At 74.2% G+C, this 16,600-nt stretch carries 13 protein-coding genes; 8 read left to right on the forward strand and 5 right to left on the reverse strand.

Annotated elements, in window-relative coordinates; genetic code table 11:
* Positions 1-23 precede the first annotated feature (23 nt).
* On the reverse strand, positions 24-980 hold the full coding sequence (locus K8Z49_RS45865; RefSeq protein WP_075019861.1) for a DUF2877 domain-containing protein: 957 nt from the start codon (positions 978-980) through the stop codon (positions 24-26).
* Between the two features lie 212 nt (positions 981-1,192).
* Between K8Z49_RS45865 and K8Z49_RS45870 the strand changes: the two genes are divergently transcribed.
* The 5 genes from K8Z49_RS45870 (at position 1,193) to cutA (ending at position 8,349) form a co-directional block, all read left to right on the forward strand.
* Entirely contained in the window at positions 1,193-2,956 is a 1,764-nt protein-coding gene (locus K8Z49_RS45870) for a PucR family transcriptional regulator (RefSeq protein ID WP_075019862.1), read from the forward strand.
* Between the two features lie 161 nt (positions 2,957-3,117).
* Positions 3,118-4,545 (forward strand): uracil-xanthine permease family protein, encoded by a 1,428-nt coding sequence (locus K8Z49_RS45875; RefSeq protein ID WP_412517040.1) that lies wholly within the window; start codon positions 3,118-3,120, stop codon positions 4,543-4,545.
* Positions 4,542-5,405: an FAD binding domain-containing protein gene (locus K8Z49_RS45880; protein WP_021598897.1), complete on the forward strand. Its 864-nt coding sequence runs from the start codon at positions 4,542-4,544 to the stop codon at positions 5,403-5,405. Before K8Z49_RS45875 ends, K8Z49_RS45880 begins: the two co-directional genes overlap by 4 nt.
* Positions 5,405-5,935: a (2Fe-2S)-binding protein gene (locus K8Z49_RS45885; protein WP_075019864.1), complete on the forward strand. Its 531-nt coding sequence runs from the start codon at positions 5,405-5,407 to the stop codon at positions 5,933-5,935. Before K8Z49_RS45880 ends, K8Z49_RS45885 begins: the two co-directional genes overlap by 1 nt.
* Positions 5,935-8,349 carry an aerobic carbon-monoxide dehydrogenase large subunit gene (gene cutA / locus K8Z49_RS45890; protein ID WP_412517041.1) on the forward strand — a complete coding sequence of 805 codons (2,415 nt, stop codon included), beginning with the start codon at positions 5,935-5,937 and terminating at the stop codon, positions 8,347-8,349. The genes K8Z49_RS45885 and cutA overlap by 1 nt, the downstream gene beginning before the upstream one ends.
* 216 nt (positions 8,350-8,565) lie before the next feature.
* On the opposite strand, the gene K8Z49_RS45895 is transcribed toward cutA, so the two are convergent.
* Positions 8,566-9,423, reverse strand: a complete 858-nt coding sequence (locus K8Z49_RS45895) for a polysaccharide deacetylase family protein (protein WP_412517042.1) — start codon at positions 9,421-9,423, stop codon at positions 8,566-8,568.
* A 232-nt stretch (positions 9,424-9,655) separates the two neighbouring features.
* On the opposite strand from K8Z49_RS45895, the gene K8Z49_RS45900 reads away from it, so the two are divergent.
* Positions 9,656-10,306, forward strand: a complete 651-nt coding sequence (locus K8Z49_RS45900; protein WP_024935584.1) for an SRPBCC family protein — start codon at positions 9,656-9,658, stop codon at positions 10,304-10,306.
* A 10-nt stretch (positions 10,307-10,316) separates the two neighbouring features.
* On the opposite strand, the gene K8Z49_RS45905 is transcribed toward K8Z49_RS45900, so the two are convergent.
* Entirely contained in the window at positions 10,317-10,691 is a 375-nt protein-coding gene (locus K8Z49_RS45905; RefSeq protein WP_021600461.1) for an FKBP-type peptidyl-prolyl cis-trans isomerase, read from the reverse strand.
* Between the two features lie 142 nt (positions 10,692-10,833).
* Between K8Z49_RS45905 and K8Z49_RS45910 the strand changes: the two genes are divergently transcribed.
* Both K8Z49_RS45910 and K8Z49_RS45915 read left to right on the forward strand, forming a co-directional pair.
* Positions 10,834-12,873 carry a hydantoinase/oxoprolinase family protein gene (locus K8Z49_RS45910; RefSeq protein ID WP_024935583.1) on the forward strand — a complete coding sequence of 680 codons (2,040 nt, stop codon included), beginning with the start codon at positions 10,834-10,836 and terminating at the stop codon, positions 12,871-12,873.
* Positions 12,870-14,711 (forward strand): hydantoinase B/oxoprolinase family protein, encoded by a 1,842-nt coding sequence (locus tag K8Z49_RS45915; protein ID WP_412517043.1) that lies wholly within the window; start codon positions 12,870-12,872, stop codon positions 14,709-14,711. The genes K8Z49_RS45910 and K8Z49_RS45915 overlap by 4 nt, the downstream gene beginning before the upstream one ends.
* Here the strand turns inward: K8Z49_RS45915 and K8Z49_RS45920 are convergent.
* Both K8Z49_RS45920 and K8Z49_RS45925 read right to left on the reverse strand, forming a co-directional pair.
* Complete coding sequence (locus tag K8Z49_RS45920) at positions 14,696-15,526, reverse strand: ABC transporter permease (protein WP_412517044.1); 831 nt, start codon at positions 15,524-15,526, stop codon at positions 14,696-14,698. The genes K8Z49_RS45915 and K8Z49_RS45920 overlap by 16 nt on opposite strands.
* A gap of 25 nt (positions 15,527-15,551) precedes the next feature.
* Positions 15,552-16,538 (reverse strand): ATP-binding cassette domain-containing protein, encoded by a 987-nt coding sequence (locus tag K8Z49_RS45925; protein WP_412517045.1) that lies wholly within the window; start codon positions 16,536-16,538, stop codon positions 15,552-15,554.
* Between the last annotated feature and the right edge of the window lie 62 nt (positions 16,539-16,600).

The following is a 16,600-nucleotide window of genomic DNA, read 5'->3' on the forward strand; positions in this document are numbered from 1 at the left end:
CCACACCCCCCGGTTCGCTGCGCTCATGCTGTGACCCTTGAACCACGACGGGCAGCCGGGGCCGTGAGCGCGAGGACGGCGCGGCAACCCGTGAGGACGCCGTGCGCCAGGTCGGCGCCCGACGTGTGCCCCACCGCGAGCAGGCGGCGGACGGCCGCGGACGCCGGCTCGTGGCCCGCGACGCAGCGCAGGACCGCCGTCACCTCCGCGCCCGCGTCGCCCCCCGCCGCGCAGTGCAGCAGCGTCGCCGCCAGCGCCGTCGTGCGGGTGCCCGCGTCCGCGGTGACGGCGGCGCCGAGCCAGTCGGCGAGCCGCACCGCCGTCCCGCCGTGCCGGACCGCGTCGCCGACCAGCCGCAGCGCGACCAGCAGCCCGCACAGGATGTCGTCGCCGCTCGGCGTCAGCCCGGGGCCGAGCCCCACGATCCGCTCCGCCGCCTCGACCGCGCCCGCCAGGTCGCCCGCCGCGCAGGCCTCGGCCAGCGCCGCCGGATCGGGATGCCCCGCGAGCCCACCGCCCGCCGTCCCCGCGGCGGTGAGCGCCCCCGCGGCGGCCAGCTCCCCCTCCAGCGCCCGCACCCCGCGCGCCAGCGCCGCCGGCTGCATGGCGCCGAGCGCCGGCGACGGGTCCCACCAGCGGCGGATCCGCACGTTCAGGCCGTCCGCCTCCACCCGGCCGTCCCCGACGAACGCGTCCCCGCCCTCGCGGACGGACCGGAACGGATGGTCGCGGCGGGTGGCGACGATCACCACCGCGTTCGGCAGCCGGCCGGCGTCGGAGGTGACGACGGCGAGCACGCGCGGCTCGGGCCCGCCCCGCATCTCCAGGTACAGCGCCGCCGGGAAGACGGCGATGACGCGGGCCGCGCGGCGCGGCGGGTCCAGCAGCGGCCGCAGCGCGAGGCTCGCGGCGCCCGCGGTGGGCGGGCGCCGGCCCGGCCGGGCCGCGAGCCGGACCGGGTCGCGGACGAGTGCGGTCACTGATCCTCCCGAGGCCGGTGTCGGCGGCCGCCCGGCGCGCGGGCGGCCCGGCCTCCGCGACGACGGTAGAACGGCCCTCGCATGGGACGTATGGATAAAGCTGCCAAGGATGGTTGTCATCGTTCGTCTTTGTTGTCAGTGTTGATCAGGAACAGGTAGCGATCTCGCCGTAACGGGCGATGTACGCTCCAAAAGGCGAGGTGACCCCTGGCATGAGTTACACCAGCGCGGACCCGGGCCCACCGGCCCTCCGGCTCGCGAGTACCGGAACCCTGACCTATGGCCTGTCGGTCGGCGAGGTCCTCGGCGTCAGCACCCTGAACGGCGCCCGCCTCATCGCCGGACGGTCCGGCCTCGAACGCGTCGTCCAGCGGCTCAACGTGATGGAGGTCCCCGACATCCTGTCGTGGGTCAAACCGAACGAGCTGCTCCTCACCACCGGCTACCCCCTCCGCAACACCCCCCAGTCGCTCGACAACCTGGTCGCCGACCTGGACGAGCGCGGCCTCGCGGCCCTGGCCATCAAACTGGGCCGCTACCTGGACTCGCTCCCCGCCGAGATGATCGCGCAGGCCGACCGCCGCGGCTTCCCGCTGATCCTGCTCCCCAACGACGTCGGCTTCGACGACATCCTGAACCAGGTCCTCACCGACATCCTGAACCGGCAGGCGGCCGTCCTCGCCCGCACCGAGGAGGTGCACCGGGCGCTCGTGCAGATCGTGCTGTGCGGCGGCGGCCTCCAGGAGGTCGTGGACGAGGTCGCGTCCCTGCTGGACGTGGCGGTCGTGGTGCTGGACGGCGAGCAGCGGGTGCTCGCCGGCGCCGGGCCGGAGGAGCACGTCCAGGCGATGCGCGCGTTCGACGCCGGCCGGCACGCGGCGTGCGGGCGCGGCGGCTGCGGCATCATCGGCGCGCACGGCACCGGCGACCATCTCGTCGTGCCCGTGATGGCCGGCGGATTCGACCACGGCCGCATCGTCGCGTTCAGCCCCGGCGGCACGCTGCGCGGCACCGACCTCGGCATCCTGGAGCGCGCCGCGACCGTCGCGGCGCTCGTGGTGACCAAGCAGCAGGCCGTCGCCGCGGTGGAGAGCAAGTACCGCGCCGACTTCCTGCGCGACGTCCTCGCGGGCCGCGCCGGCGAGGACGACCGGGTCATCGCGCACTGCGGCGGGTTCGGCTGGGACCTGGACCGCCCGGTGATGGTCGTCGTCGCCGAGCTCGACGGCCGGCCGCGCGGCGCCGCCGCCCCCGAGCCCGACGGGAAGGCGCGCGGCAAGGCGGCCGAGCCGGACGGCGGCGCGCGCGGCGTCCGCGGCGTCGAGGAGCGGACCGCGCAGGAGCGGCTCGCCGCCGCGTGGACGACGGCCGTCCGCCGGCACGACCGCGGCGCGGCCGTCGCGAGCTTTGCGCACGAGGTCGTCGCGGTCGTCGGCGCAGACGGGGACGACCCCGCCGAGCTGACCACGGGACCGGTCCAGGCGATGGTCAAGGAGGCGTCGTCGATCTTCGCCGAGCACCTGCCGGTGCGCCGGACGTTCTCCACCGGCATCAGCCGGACGGTGACGTCCCCGGCCGACCTGCCGGAGGCGTACGAGCAGGCGGTGAAGGCCGTCCGGGTCGGGCGCCAGCTGAACGGCGCGGGCGCGCGGGCGCACTTCGACCAGCTCGGCGTGTACCGGCTGCTGAGCCTCGTCTCCGACCCGGACGAGCTGCACGCGTTCGTCCGGGAGACGCTCGGCGACCTGGCCACCGACGACGAGCCCGAGCTGGTCGACCTGCGCCGCACGCTGCAGGTGCTGCTGGAGACCAACCTCAACGTCGCCGAGACCGCACGCCGGCTCCACTTCCACTACAACACGCTGCGGTACCGCATCGGGAAGCTGGAGCGGATGCTCGGGGCGTTCACCGAGGACGCGCATCTCCGGCTCAACCTCACCCTCGCCCTGCACGTGCTGCGCATGCGCGGTATCTGAGAGTAGTCTCATCACCGGGGTGATATCCGGATGACGCGCCGGCGCACCGGCCCGTCCTCCCAATCCTGGGCCCGGGCTTTGGCAGATGTCGCCGATGCCCGCCCATCGGGGTAGATCTACCTTGCCCGCATGAACGCGGTCGGCCGAGCAGGAGGACCCCGATGGTGACCGGCTGGAAGCTGCACGGCGACGGACGCACGCCGCCGCCCGGGGAGGTCGTGAGGCCGGACGAGCGGCTGTCGTGGCCGCGCACCGCGGGCATCGGCGCCCAGCACGTGGTGGCGATGTTCGGGGCGACGTTCGTGTTCCCCGTCGTGATGGGCCTGGACCCGAACCTCGCGATCATGATGTCCGGGGTCGCGACGATCCTGTTCCTGCTGATCGTGGGCGGCCGGGTGCCGAGCTACCTCGGCACGAGCGCCTCGTTCGTCGGCGCGGTCGCGGCGATCCGCGCGGCGGGCGGCGACAGCGCGACCGTGACCGGGGCGATCCTCGTCTCCGGCCTGGTCCTCGCCGCGGTCGGCGTCCTGATCCACTTCGTGGGCGGGGACCTCATCCACCGGGTGTTCCCGCCGGTCGTGACCGGCGCCGTGGTGATGCTGATCGGATTCAACCTGGCCCCGGTGGTCGCCACGGTCTACTGGCCGCAGGACCAGTGGGTCGCGCTGGCGACGCTGGGCTTCGCGGTGCTGTGCGCGGTGCTGCTGCGCGGCTTCTGGGCGCGCATCACGATCCTGCTGGCGCTGGTGTTCGGCTTCGCGCTCTCCTGGGTCCTCGACCAGACCGCCGGCAAGATCACCTCGGCGCTGCCGGGGCAGAACCTGCTGGACGGGACGGGCAGGGCGTGCACCGCCGAGGGCCCGTACTGCGTCGCCACCGCGTTCCCGCACGACCGGGTCGACTTCACCAGCGTGAAGGCCGCCGACTGGTTCGGCTTCCCGAGCCTGCACTCGCCCGACTTCAAGACCTCGGCGGTCCTGCTGGCGCTGCCCGCCGTCATCGCGCTGATCGCCGAGAACACCGGGCACGTCAAGGCCGTCGCGGCGATGACGCGCGACGACCTGGACCCCGTCCTCGGCCGGGCCATCGCCGCGGACGGCGTCGGCACCGCCCTCGCCACCTCCGTCGGCGGCTCGCCCACCACCACCTACGCCGAGAACATCGGCGTCATGGCCGCGACCCGGATCTACTCGACGGCCGCCTACTACTTCGCCGCGCTCGTGGCGGTCCTGTTCGGGCTGTGCCCGAAGTTCGGCGCGCTCGTCGCCGCGACCCCGGGCGGCGTGCTCGGCGGCATCACCGTCGTCCTCTACGGCATGATCGGCCTGCTCGGCGCGAAGATCTGGGTCGAGAACCGCGTCGACTTCGGCGACCCGGTCAACCTCGTCCCGGTGGCGGCGGCGGTCATCCTGGCGATCGGGAACGTGACACTGCAGATCACCGACGACTTCCCGCTGCAGGGCATCGCGCTCGGCACCATCGCCGTCCTGCTCGGCTACCACGTCCTGAACGCGCTGCGCGGACCGGACGACTCGGGCGGCGGCATCATCGCGCCGTCGGAGACGGAGATCGGCGGCCCGACCCGGTGAAGCCGCCCCCGTTCGGCTACCACGCGCCCGCCACCCTCGCCGAGGCGCTGGACGCGCTGGCCGCCGCGCCGGGCGGCAAGGTCCTCGCGGGCGGCCAGAGCCTCATCCCGCTGCTCAACATGCGGCTCGCGGCGCCGTCCGACCTGGTCGACATCAACCGCGTCGCCGACCTCGACACCGTCCACGTCGGGGACGGCGGCGTGCGGGTCGGCGCGCTCGCCCGGCACGCCCGGGTGGAGCGCTCCGCGGAGGCCGCCGCCGTCCAGCCGCTCCTCGGGCAGGCGCTCCGGCACGTCGCGCACCCGGTGATCCGGAACCGGGGGACGGTCGTCGGCAGCCTCGCGCACGCCGACCCGGCCGCCGAGCTGCCCGCCGTGCTCGCCGTCCTCGGCGGGACGGTCGAGGCCGTGTCGGCGCGGGGGCGCCGCACGATCCCGGCCGCCGCGTTCTTCCGCGGCCCGCTGGAGTCGGCGCTCGAACCGGGCGAGCTGGCCGTGGCCGCGTTCTTCCCGGCCGCGCCGCCCCGCACCGGCACCGCGTTCGCCGAGACGGCCCGGCGGCACGGCGACTACGCGCTGTCCGGCGTCGCCGCCGTCGTCGGCCTGGACGAGGACCTGCGGGTCCGCGAGGCCCGCGCCGGCTACCTCGGCATCGCCGCGACGCCGCTCGTGCTCGACCTGGCCGGCGCCGCGGGGCCGGGCGGCGACTGGGCGGCCGCCGCCGCCCACGTCCGGGAGCGGATCGACCCGGAGCCCGACATCCACGCGGGCGCCGCGTACCGGCGGCACCTGACCGGCGTGCTCACCGAGCGCGCCCTGAGCGCGGCGGCCGCCGAGGCGCTGCGGAAGGCGGGGGACTGATGGAGGAGGGCTTCGAGGTCGCGCTGACCGTCAACGGGACGCACCGCGCCGCACGGGTCCCGGCGCGGCGGCTGCTGTCGGACCTGCTCCGGCACGACCTCGGGCTCACCGGCACGCACGTCGGCTGCGAGCACGGAGTCTGCGGCTGCTGCACCGTCCTGCTCGACGGGGAGCCGGTGCGGTCGTGCCTGATGTTCGCCGTCACCGCGTCCGGCCACGAGGTCACCACCGTGGAGGGGCTCGCGGCCCCGGACGGGACGCCGTCGCCGGTGCAGCGGGCCTTCCGCGAATGCCACGGCCTGCAGTGCGGCTTCTGCACGCCCGGGTTCCTCTGCACGGTCACGGCGCTGCTGCGGGAGACCCCGCGTCCGACCGACGACCAGGTCCTTGAGGGGATCTCGGGGAACCTGTGCCGCTGCACCGGCTACCAGAACATCGTCAAGTCGGTGCACCGCGCCGCCGACCTGCTCGACGAGTCCGGGGGAGGCGAGGGGGCGCCCCCTCGCCGGGAGACTGCTGAGGAGTCGTGATGGGCACCCGCGTGTTCGGCGAACCGGTCAGGCGCCGCGAGGACGGCAGGCTCCTCACCGGCCGCGGCCGGTACCTGGACGACCTCGGGCAGGACGCCCTGGCCGCGGCCTTCGTGCGGTCGCCGCACGCGCACGCCCGGATCGCCGACATCGACGTGTCGGAGGCGCTGGACGTCGACGGACTCGTCGCCATCTACACCTGGGAGGACCTGCCCGGGCGGGTCGGGGAGCCGCTGCCGCTGCTCATCCCGCATCCGTCGCTGACCCACGGCCGCACCGGGTATCCGCTGGCCCGCGACGTCGTCCGGCACGTCGGCGAGCCCGTCGCGATGGTCGTCGCCCGCGACCGGTACCTGGCCGAGGACGCCGCCGAGCGCGTCCGCGTGGAGTACGAGCCGCTGCCCGCCGTCGTCGGCATCGAGGCGGCCGAGCGGGCGGAGCATCTCGTCCACGGCGACGTGCCCGGCAATGTGGGGGCCGTCCTCGTCCAGGAGACCGGCGACGCCAGCGCCGCGATCGATGCCGCGCCGCACGTGCTGGAGTTCGGCCTGGCGATCGAGCGCAGCGCGTCCATGCCGCTGGAGGGGCGCGGCGTCTACGCCCGGTGGGACGCCGACGACGGGTCGCTGCGCGTGTACTCCTCCACGCAGGCGTCCACGAGCGTGCGGGCGGCGATCGCCGCGCGGCTCGGGCTGCCGAACGGCAAGGTCGAGGTGATCGCGCCGGACGTCGGCGGCGGGTTCGGCGTGAAGATCGTGCACCCGTGGCCGGAGGAGGTGCTCGTCCCCTGGGCGGCGCGGCTGCTGGACCGCGAGCTGAAGTGGACCGAGGACCGCCGCGAGCACTTCGTGTCGGCCGCGCACGAGCGCGGCCAGCTGCAGCGGGTGCGGGTCGGGTTCGACGACGACGGCCGCGTCCTCGGCCTGGACGTGCGGATCCTGCACGACCACGGCGCCTACACCCCGTACGGGATCATCATCCCGATCGTCACGTCCACCCAGCTCCTCGGCCCGTACAAGATCGGCGCGTACCGGGCGGAGGTCGTCAGCCTCTACACCAACACCCTGATCGTCACCCCGTACCGGGGCGCGGGCCGCCCGCAGGGCGTGTTCTGCATGGAGCGGACGATGGACCGCATCGCCCGCCACCTCGGCCTCGACCGCGCGGACGTGCGCGCGGCGAACTTCATCCGGCCCGAGGAGTTCCCCTACGACCAGGGCCTGACGTTCCAGGACGGCCGCCCGCTGATCTACGACTCGGGCGACTACCCCGAGCTGCTCCGCAAGGCGCGCGACCTGATCGGCTGGGACGGCTTCGCGGCCGAGCGCGCCGCCGCCGCGGCCCGGGGCCGCCGGCTCGGCATCGGCCTCGGCGTCTACGTGGAGGGGACGGGCGTCGGGCCGTACGAGGGCGGCCACGTCGAGGTCGACACCGCCGGGCGGGTGCACGTGTCGACCGGGCTGACCTCGCAGGGCCAGGGGCACGAGACGGTGTTCGCGCAGATCGCCGCGGCGGAGCTCGGCGTCCCGATCGAGGACGTGCGGGTGACGACGGGCGACACGCGCCGGTTCGGGTACGCGGTCGGGACGTTCGCGTCCCGCGCCGCCGTGATGAGCGGCAACGCGATCGCGCTGGCCGCCCGGAAGGTGCGCGCCAAGGCGCTGCGCATCGCGGGCGAGGCCCTGGAGGCCGACCCGGACGACCTGGACATCACCGACGGTGTCGTGCACGTCCGCGGCGACCCGTCGGCGGCCGTCCCGCTGCGGACGGTCGCGGTGCTGTCGAACCCGCTGCGGTACGCGTTCGACGAGGAGGCCGCGGCGGCGACGCAGTTCGCGGTGGGCCGCCCGGTCACCGAGCCGCCGGTCGCGGAGGGGGACGAGCCCGGCCTGGAGGGACGCGACTACTACTCGCCGGTGCGGTCGACCTTCGCGGCCGGCGCGCACGCCGCGATCGTGGAGGTCGACCCGGACACCGCGGAGATCGCGGTCCTGCGGTACGCGGTCGTGCACGACTGCGGGCGGCTCATCAACCCGATGGTGGTGGAGGGGCAGATCCACGGCGGCGTGGCGCAGGGCATCGGCGGCGCGCTGTACGAGCGGATGGCCTACGACGAGTCGGGGCAGCTCCTGAACGCGTCCTTCATGGACTTCCTGATGCCGTACGCGACGGAGATCCCGCGCATCGAGACCGACCATCTGGAGACGCCGTCGCCGCTGAACCCGCTCGGCATCAAGGGCGCGGGGGAGGCGGGGGTCATCCCGGTGTCGGCCGTGATCGCGTCGGCGGTCGAGGACGCGGAGGGCGTCCGCGTGGACGCGATGCCGCTCTCCCCGGACGCCCTCTACACGCTCAGGGAACGGGCCGCGAGCGACCCGTCCCTGCGCGTCCGGGAGGGCGTGCGGGCCGGCTGACCGCGGCGGCCCGGACGGATGCCGACGGAGCCGATGCCGACGGAGCCGATGCCGGGAGAGCCGGTGCTGGCGGGGCCGGCTCGGGTAGCGGGGGACCTCGGCCCCGCCAGCGTGTTGACCCTAGTGAAGGCCGCCGCGGGCCCTCGGCCTAACCGCGATTCGTCCGGGAAGGTCGCTTATCGGGCGGGGTTCGCGCGTGGCGCTCACGGGTGGCTCTCAGGGGCCGGGCTTGTCCGACGCGGGCTTGTCGGGCACGTTGCCGCCGAGCGACTTCGGCAGGTAGTTCTCGACCGCCGCGGGCCGGAACCCGGCCTGCCTGATCCAGCCGAGGATCATCTGGAACTGGTGGGCGAGGCCCTTGCGGTAGTGCATCAGGATGATGTCGCCGGGCCTGAACCCCTTGCCGCCGTCGCCGCGGGCGAAGCCGTCGCGGCCGACGCCGGGGCCGATGGTGCCGTTGTAGAACTCCGCCGACCACAGCAGCACCGACTTGATGCCGCATTCCTTGGCGACCTGGAGCGTGGTCTGGTTGAAGCTGCCGAACGGCGGGCGGAAGATCTGCGGACGCCGCCCGTACTGCTTCTGGATCTCGTCGGAGGAGTCGCAGATCTGCTTCTTCTGCGCCTCGGCGCTGAGCGTCGCCATGTTCGGGTGGCTGACGGTGTGGTTCTCCATCTGCGAGCCGGCGTTGCGCATGGCCCAGAAATACTGCCCCTGCCCCTTGACGTAGGTGGAGGTCAGGAACGTCAGGATGGGCACCTTCTCCTTGCGGACGAGGTTCACGAACTCCGAGTCGTAGGTGTAGCCGTCGTCGATCGTCAGGAAGACGACGCGGTCCTGCGTCTCGATGTGGTTGATGACCGGGGGCAGGCCGTTCGCGGCGGGCGCCGGCATCGTCCAGGAACCGGGTTTCGGCGTCTGCCACCGCTGGTCGCCGAGCACGGCGGCGAGCTGCGTGCGCATGGACGGCCCGGAGTCGCCGCCGAACGGGGCGGTCACGACGGGCCAGCCGCCCGCGGCCACGCCGAACACTCCGGCGGCGACCATGGCGATCACGGGCGTCTTCCCTCGCATCTGCCGCGTGCTCCTCTTCTCTCGGCTAAGCTGCTCGTCTTGCCCTGAGCGGTCGTTCCGGGCGCTGCAACGGTTGACGCGCGCGCCGCCTCCCGGGTTCGCGCCCCGCCGGAACCTGCCGGACATATCTGACCATTTCCAGGCCGCTCCGGGGCGCATCTGCCCAATCCTCGGCGTGTACTCGGCAGATGTTGCCGTTCGGTGCCGCGGCGGCGTTCTCTACAGTCGATTCATGCAGCTCACCGGCAGTGCCAGCGTCGCCGCTCCGCTCGACCGCGTCTGGGACGCGCTCCAGGATCCGGCCGTCCTGGCGAGGACGATCCCCGGATGCAGCTCCCTGGAGGAGACGGCGCCCGACACCTACCGTATGACGGTCACCGCGGGCGTCGCCTCGATCAAGGGCACGTACGTGGGGCGGGTCGAGCTCGCCGAGCCCGACCCGCCGCGCTCGTTCGTGCTGCGCGCCCGCGGCCAGGGGGCGCCGGGCACGGTGGACGCCACCGTCCGCGTCCGGCTCTCCAACGGCGACGGCGGGACGCGCATCGACTACGACGCGGACGCGGTCGTCGGCGGGATGGTCGGCGGCGTCGGGCAGCGGATGCTCGGCAGCGTCGCCAGGCGCACCGCGGGCGAGTTCTTCGCCGCCGTCGAACGCGACCTCACCGCTCCGGCGCCGGTCGTGTCGCCCGCCCCGCCGGACGCCCCGCCGGCTGCGCCGCCGGAGCCGGCGCAGGCCGGCCCGGTGTACCCGGGACGCGCCCCGGCCGTCCCGGACCGGACGGCCGGCGCGGCCTGGCCGATGGCCGCCGCGTTCGTCTCCGGCGGGGCCGTCGCCCTCGCCGGCGTCGCCGTCGGCTACCTGCTGGGCCGCCGGGGGAGATGAGCCCCGCGGGTCAGCTCACCCCCACCAGGTCGACGACGAAGATCAGCGTCTCGCCGGGCTTGATCGCCGGACTCGGGCTGCGGTCGCCGTAGGCCAGGTGCGGCGGGATGACGAGCTTGCGGCGCCCGCCGACCTTCATGCCGGCGATGCCCATGTCCCAGCCCTTGATGACGCGGCCGGCGCCGAGCTCGAAGTCCAGGGTGGAGCCGCGGTTCCAGGACGCGTCGAACTCCTCACCGGTGGACCACGAAACGCCGACGTAGTGCATCGACACGTTCGAGCCCTTGGCGGCCTCCGGGCCGTCGCCCACCGCGATGTCGGTGATGTCGAGGTACGTGGGCGGCTGACCCTCGGGGAAGTCGATCTCGGGGCGTTCAAGCGCCATGAAGAGGCTCCAGCGGTCTGATCGGATGCATGGAAAGGAAGGTGCTCAGCCTAGCCCCAACGCGGCCTCACGAAAGAACACCGCGTCCGTTGGCAGATTGCGACGGTTTCGCAGGTGGGCGGCGTCCGGTAGACCCTTCATCATGGCGAGGCGGCTGCGGATCGGGATCGACACGGGCGGGACGTTCACCGACGTCGTCGCCCTGGACGAGGGCGGGGGCCTGACCACCACCAAGACCCCCTCGACGCCCGCCGACCCCGCGGAGGGGTTCGCGGACGGGGTCGCGAAGGTCCTCGGGCTGCTCGGCGCGGCCCCCGGGGACGTCGCCGCGCTGTCCCACGGCACGACGGTCGCGACGAACCGGCTCCTGGAGGACCGGATCGACGACCTCGGGTTCGTCACCACCGAGGGCTTCGAGTCCGTGCTGGAGATCGCGCGGCAGAGCGTCCCGGACGGCTACGGCAACAGCTACTTCTGGGTGAAGCCGCCGCGGATCGTCCCGGTGCACCGGGTCCGGGGGGTCGGCGGGCGTCTGGACCACACCGGCGCCGAGATCCGCCCGTTCGACGAGGCGTCGGCGGTCGCGGCGGCCCGCTGGTTCCGCGACGCGGGGATCCTCGCGATCGGGGTGTGCTTCCTGCACTCCTACGCCGACCCGTCCCACGAGCTGGCCATGCGGGACGTGCTGGCCCGCGAGCACCCGGACGCGGTGGTGTCGCTGTCGTGCGAGGTGCTGCGCGAGTACCGCGAGTACGAGCGGTCGGTGACGACGCTCGTGGACGCCGCCGTGAAGCCCGCCATGAACGGCTACCTCGCGCGGATCGCCGAGCGCGTCGCGTCCCGGCCGCTGGTGATGAAGAGCAACGGCGGCGTGCTGTCGGCGGAGGAGGTCGCCCGGCAGCCGATCACGACCGTGCTGTCCGGCCCGGCCGCCGGGGCGCTCGGCGCGGCGTTCGTCGTCTCGCACACCGGCCACGGCTCCGTCGTGACGCTGGACGGCGGCGGGACGTCCACCGACGTCGCCGTCGTCCTGGACGGGGAGCCGACGCTCACCACCGAGGGCTCGATCGGCCGGCACCCCGTCAAGATCCCGATGATCGACATCGTGACGGTCGGGGCGGGCGGCGGGTCGGTCGCGTGGCGGTCGCCGGAGGGCGCGCTGAAGGTCGGGCCGCGCAGCGCGGGCGCCGACCCGGGGCCGCTCTGCTACGGGCGCGGCGGCACCGAGGCCACGGTGACCGACGCGCACGCCGTCCTCGGCCGCATCCCGCCGCACCTGCTCGGCGGCGAGGTGCCGCTGGACGTGGACGCCGCCCGCGCGGGGCTCGGCGCCCTCGCCGGGGACCTCGGCCTGCCGGTGGAGCGGGCCGCCGCGGGGATTCTGGAGATCTCGGCGTGGAACCAGGCCAACGCCATCCGGCAGATCACGGTCAAGCGGGGCCTGGACGTCCGCGACTACCCGCTCGTCGCGTTCGGCGGCTCGGGGCCGCTGCTGGCGTGCCGGCTGCTCGACGTCCTCGGGCTGCCCGCCGCCGTCGTCCCGGAGAACCCCGGCAACCTGTCGGCGTACGGGCTGCTCACGGTGGACGTGAAGAACGACTACGTGCGCACGCGGGTCGTCCGCGACGCCGAACTGGCCCCAGCGCTTCTCGCCGAGGTCTACGCCGACCTTGAGAACGAGGCCGCGGAAGCCCTCGCCCGAGAGGGGTTCCCCGCGGACCGGCGCCGCTTCGCCCGCTCGGCCGACCTGCGGTACTACGGGCAGGCGTTCGAGGTGCGGGTCGCCGCCCCGGCCGGAGCGCCGGACGAGGCGTTCCGCGCCGAGGTGGTCCGCCGGTTCCACGACGCCCACGAGGCCCTCTACGGCTACTGCTACCGGGACGACCCGCGCCATCCGGTCGAATGGGTCAACCTGCGCGTCTCGGGCATCGGCCCGATCGACCGGCCCCGCCTCGCGGAGCGTCCGCCCGGGGACGGCGATCCGTCGCGGGCCCGCACCGGCACGCGGGACGTCTTCTTCGACGCCTGGGAGGAGACGGCGGTCTACCGGCGCGAGAAGCTCGCCCCCGGCGACACGATCGAGGGACCGGCCGTCGTCGAGGAGTTCGGCTCCACCCTCCCCCTGCATCCCGGCTTCACCGCCGTCCTCGACGGCTACGGAAACCTGGTGGTGACGCGATGATCGACCCGATCCTGCTGGAGATCGTGGAGGGGACGCTCGCGTCGGTGGAGCGCGAGGTCGAGACGGCCATCGCGCGCACCGCCCGGTCCCCGATGATCCGGGACGCGCACGACTTCCGCGCCGGCATCCACGACCGGCGGCTCCGCAAGCTGACCGGGCGCTCGTACTCGGCGCTCGTCCAGCCGGTCGCCCGCGACTTCCCGCTGGAGGAGATGCGTCCCGGCGACGTGTTCTTCCACAACGACGTGTACCTGTCGGAGGGCGGCATCGGGCACCTGCCGGACCTGTGCGTGACGGTGCCGGTGTTCCACGACGGCGAGGTGGTCGCGTTCGTCCAGGCGTTCGGCCACCACGACGACATCGGCGGCGCCGTGCCCGGGTCGATGCCGAGCCACGCCCGCAGCGCGTTCGAGGAGGGGCTGATGGTCCCGCCGATCAGGCTGTGGGACCGGGGCGTCCCGAACGAGGCGGCGCTGACCATCATGACCCGCAACTCGCGGATGCCCGACTCGCTCGCCGGCGACCTCGACGCCGAGTGCTCGGCCTGCCTGATGGGCGCCCGCCGCCTCGGCGACCTGTTCGCCCGCTACGGCCGCGCGGACGTCGAGGCGTGCTTCGACGCGATCATCGACCGGACCACCGAGACGTTCCGCCGCGAGCTGCTCGCCAAGATCCCGGACGGGACGTTCGTGTGGGAGGACTACGCCGAGCACGACGGCGTGGACCCGCCCCGCCTGCACGCCCAGCGGATCACGCTGACCGTCGACAAGGCGGCGGCCGTCCCCCTGGTCATCGACTTCACCGGGACGTCCCCGCAGGCCAAGGGGCCCATCAACCACGCGGGCGACTACGCCGGCGGGGTGTTCCTGAAGAAGTGGCTGGCGCCCGTCCTGCGGAACCTGGCCGACACCCCCGAGCGGGCCGCCGAGCTCGACGTCAACGAGGGCGTGGTGCCGCTCATCGAGATGCGCTTCCCGGGGAAGGGCACGCTGCTCACCCCCGTCTTCCCCGCCCCGACCAACGCCCGCACGTTCGTCATCCTGCGCCTGCTCGGCGTCCTCGCGGGCGTCCTGGCCAAGGCCACGAACGGCCGGATGCCCGCCGACCAGGAGACGATCCGCTACACCGGCGTCTACGGCGAGGACGACCGCGGCCCGTACCTGATGCGCGAGGTCCTCGGCGGCGGCTCCGGCGGCCGCTACTACGCCGACGGCGAGGACACCATCCACGTCGTGCCCGACTCCCGCAACATCCCGGCCGAGTTCGCCGAGGCCCGCTGGCCGTTCGTCGTCGAGCGCCTCGGCCTGGCCGCCGACTCCGGCGGGCCGGGGGAGCACCGCGGCGGCCTCGGCTACGACAAGCACATCCGGATGCTCCGCGACGCCCGCTACATGTCGATCGCCGACCGCTCGATCCTCTCGTGCTGGGGCGTCAACGGGGGGCGCGCGGGACGTCCCTTCCGGGTGGAGATCGACGGCGAGGAGATGGACGGCCTCGTGGACGACCACCCGGTCAAGGCCGGGCAGACCATCCGCATCCGCACGACCGGGGGCGGCGGATGGGGCGACCCGCTGAACCGCGACCCGTCCCGCGTCGCCGCCGACGTCCGCGACGGCAAGGTGTCCCCGGACGGCGCCCGCGACGACTACGGCGTCGTCCTGGCCGGCGGGGCGGTGGACGGCGAGGCGACCGCGACCCTGCGCGCACGCCTGCGCGCCGAGCGCGGCGCCGTCCCGTTCTTCGACCGGGGCCCCGGCTACCCCGAGCTGTCCGGCGGTCTCACCGCAGCCGACGTCGACACCCTCGGGGAGGCCGGCGGCCGTCACGAGCGCCGGTAGAGGGCCACCGCCAGCGGTGCGAACACGGCCGCGATCCCGGCCGACCAGGCGAGCGACACCAGGACCCAGTAGCCCGCGGTGTGGTCGAGGCCCGCCATGGCCGGGTCGCCCAGGGCGAGCGAGCGCACCGCGTTCGCGATCGCGGTGACGGGCTGGTGCTCGGCCACCGGCCGCATCCAGCCCGGCAGCGTGCCGACCGGCACGTAGGCGCTCGACACGAAGATCACCGGATAGACGAACATCGACGTGCTCTGGGCGGCCTGGGCGTTCGGGGAGACCAGTCCCAGGCACATGTACATCCAGAGGAAGGCGAAGCCGCACACCACGCACAGAGCGAACGCGAGCAGCGCCTCCCCGGCGCCGCCGTGCAGCCGGAACCCGACCGCGAACCCCAGGGCCACGGTGACGGCGGTCGCCCACGCCACGATCGCGAGGTCGCCGAGAACCCGGCCGGTGAGCAGCGCGATCCGGGGGACGGGCAGGGACCGCAACCGGTCGACCAGGCCCTGGTCGGCGTCCTCGGCGACGCCGACCGCGGCGCCCGTACCCGTGATGAGCATGCTGGTCGCGACCATGCCGGGGATGAGGAAGTCGACGTACGGGACCGTCCCGAGCCGGATCGCCCCGCCGAAGATGTAGCGGAAGAGCAGGAGGAAGACGGCGCTTCCCACCATGGTGGCCATCAGCAACTGGGGCGAGCGCATGTACTTGCGGATCGTCCGCGCGGCGACCTGCCCCGTGGTGACGGCCGCGCCCGCGCCCGGTGCGGAGGGCCGTGTCCCGGCCTTAGCGGTGACGGCACTGTCGACGGTCATGTTCTGCCTCCTTCGGCTCGTCCGGTCAGGCCCGGCCGGCATGCGCGCGGTCGGTCCGGCCGCCGCCGGGACGCGGCGGCGATCCGGTCAGGGTGAGGAACACCTCGTCGAGCGTCGGCCGGCGCAGGCCGATGTCGTCGACCTCCAGGCCGAGGTCGCCGAGGGCCCGGACGGCGGCCGTCAGCGCCCGCGCACCACCCGTCACCGGCACGCTCACCCGGTCCGTGCCGGCGTCGACGCGCGGCTCCCCGGCGCCGACCGGCGCCAGCGCCCGCGCCAGCTCCGTCAGGTCCGCGGCGCGATGCGCGCGGACCTCGATCACGTCCCGCCCGGCGCGGGCCTTGAGCTCGGCCGGCCGGCCGTGCGCGATGACCGTCCCGTGGTCGATGATCGCGACCTGGTGGGCGAGCTGGTCGGCCTCGTCGAGGTACTGCGTGGTGAGGAGCACGCCGGTGCCCCCGGCCACCAGGTCGCGGATGGCGTCCCACAGCCGGCCGCGGCCGCGCGGGTCGAGGCCGGTCGTCGGCTCGTCGAGCAGCAGCAGCCGGGGCGCGCCGACCAGGGTCGCCCCGAGGTCGAGCCGCCGCCGCAGGCCGCCGGAGTACGTCTTGACCTGGCGGTCGGCCACGTCCTCCAGACCGAGCCGTGCCAGCACCTCCCGCGCGCTCGCCGCCGCCTGCCGCCGCGACCCGCCGTAGAGGCGCGCCACCATGCGCAGGTTCTCGCTGCCGGTCATCGTCGGCTCGACCGCGGCGTACTGCCCCGCCAGGCCGATGATCCGCCGCACCCGCTCGGGGTGACGGGCGACGTCGATCCCGGCCACCCGCAGCCGTCCCGCCTCCGGCCGGACGAGCGTGGCGACCGAGCGGACGAAGGTGGTCTTCCCGGCCCCGTTGGGGCCGAGGACGGCGGTGACCTGCCCGCCGCGCGCCACGAGGTCGAGCCCCGCCAGTGCCTCGACCTCGCCGAAACGCTTGACCAGGCCCTCGGCCTGGATGATCGGTTCCGCCATCTGCGTCTCCTCGCTGCCGGTGTTACGCCGGCGGGTTCCGGTCCGTCACCCTGATGACGGAG

It is taken from the genome of Actinomadura madurae (genome assembly GCF_047130825.1).
Classification (GTDB): Bacteria; Actinomycetota; Actinomycetes; order Streptosporangiales; family Streptosporangiaceae; genus Spirillospora; species Spirillospora madurae.

Coding starts and splice junctions, on each gene's coding strand:
- K8Z49_RS45920 (WP_412517044.1), bottom strand. CDS start 15,526: ATGACCGTCGACAGTGCCGTCACCGCTAAGGCCGGGACACGGCCCTCC.
- K8Z49_RS45870 (WP_075019862.1), top strand. CDS start 1,193: ATGAGTTACACCAGCGCGGACCCGGGCCCACCGGCCCTCCGGCTCGCG.
- K8Z49_RS45900 (WP_024935584.1), top strand. CDS start 9,656: ATGCAGCTCACCGGCAGTGCCAGCGTCGCCGCTCCGCTCGACCGCGTC.
- K8Z49_RS45895 (WP_412517042.1), bottom strand. CDS start 9,423: ATGCGAGGGAAGACGCCCGTGATCGCCATGGTCGCCGCCGGAGTGTTC.
- K8Z49_RS45925 (WP_412517045.1), bottom strand. CDS start 16,538: ATGGCGGAACCGATCATCCAGGCCGAGGGCCTGGTCAAGCGTTTCGGC.
- K8Z49_RS45875 (WP_412517040.1), top strand. CDS start 3,118: ATGGTGACCGGCTGGAAGCTGCACGGCGACGGACGCACGCCGCCGCCC.
- K8Z49_RS45910 (WP_024935583.1), top strand. CDS start 10,834: ATGGCGAGGCGGCTGCGGATCGGGATCGACACGGGCGGGACGTTCACC.
- K8Z49_RS45905 (WP_021600461.1), bottom strand. CDS start 10,691: ATGGCGCTTGAACGCCCCGAGATCGACTTCCCCGAGGGTCAGCCGCCC.
- K8Z49_RS45915 (WP_412517043.1), top strand. CDS start 12,870: ATGATCGACCCGATCCTGCTGGAGATCGTGGAGGGGACGCTCGCGTCG.
- cutA (WP_412517041.1), top strand. CDS start 5,935: ATGGGCACCCGCGTGTTCGGCGAACCGGTCAGGCGCCGCGAGGACGGC.
- K8Z49_RS45885 (WP_075019864.1), top strand. CDS start 5,405: ATGGAGGAGGGCTTCGAGGTCGCGCTGACCGTCAACGGGACGCACCGC.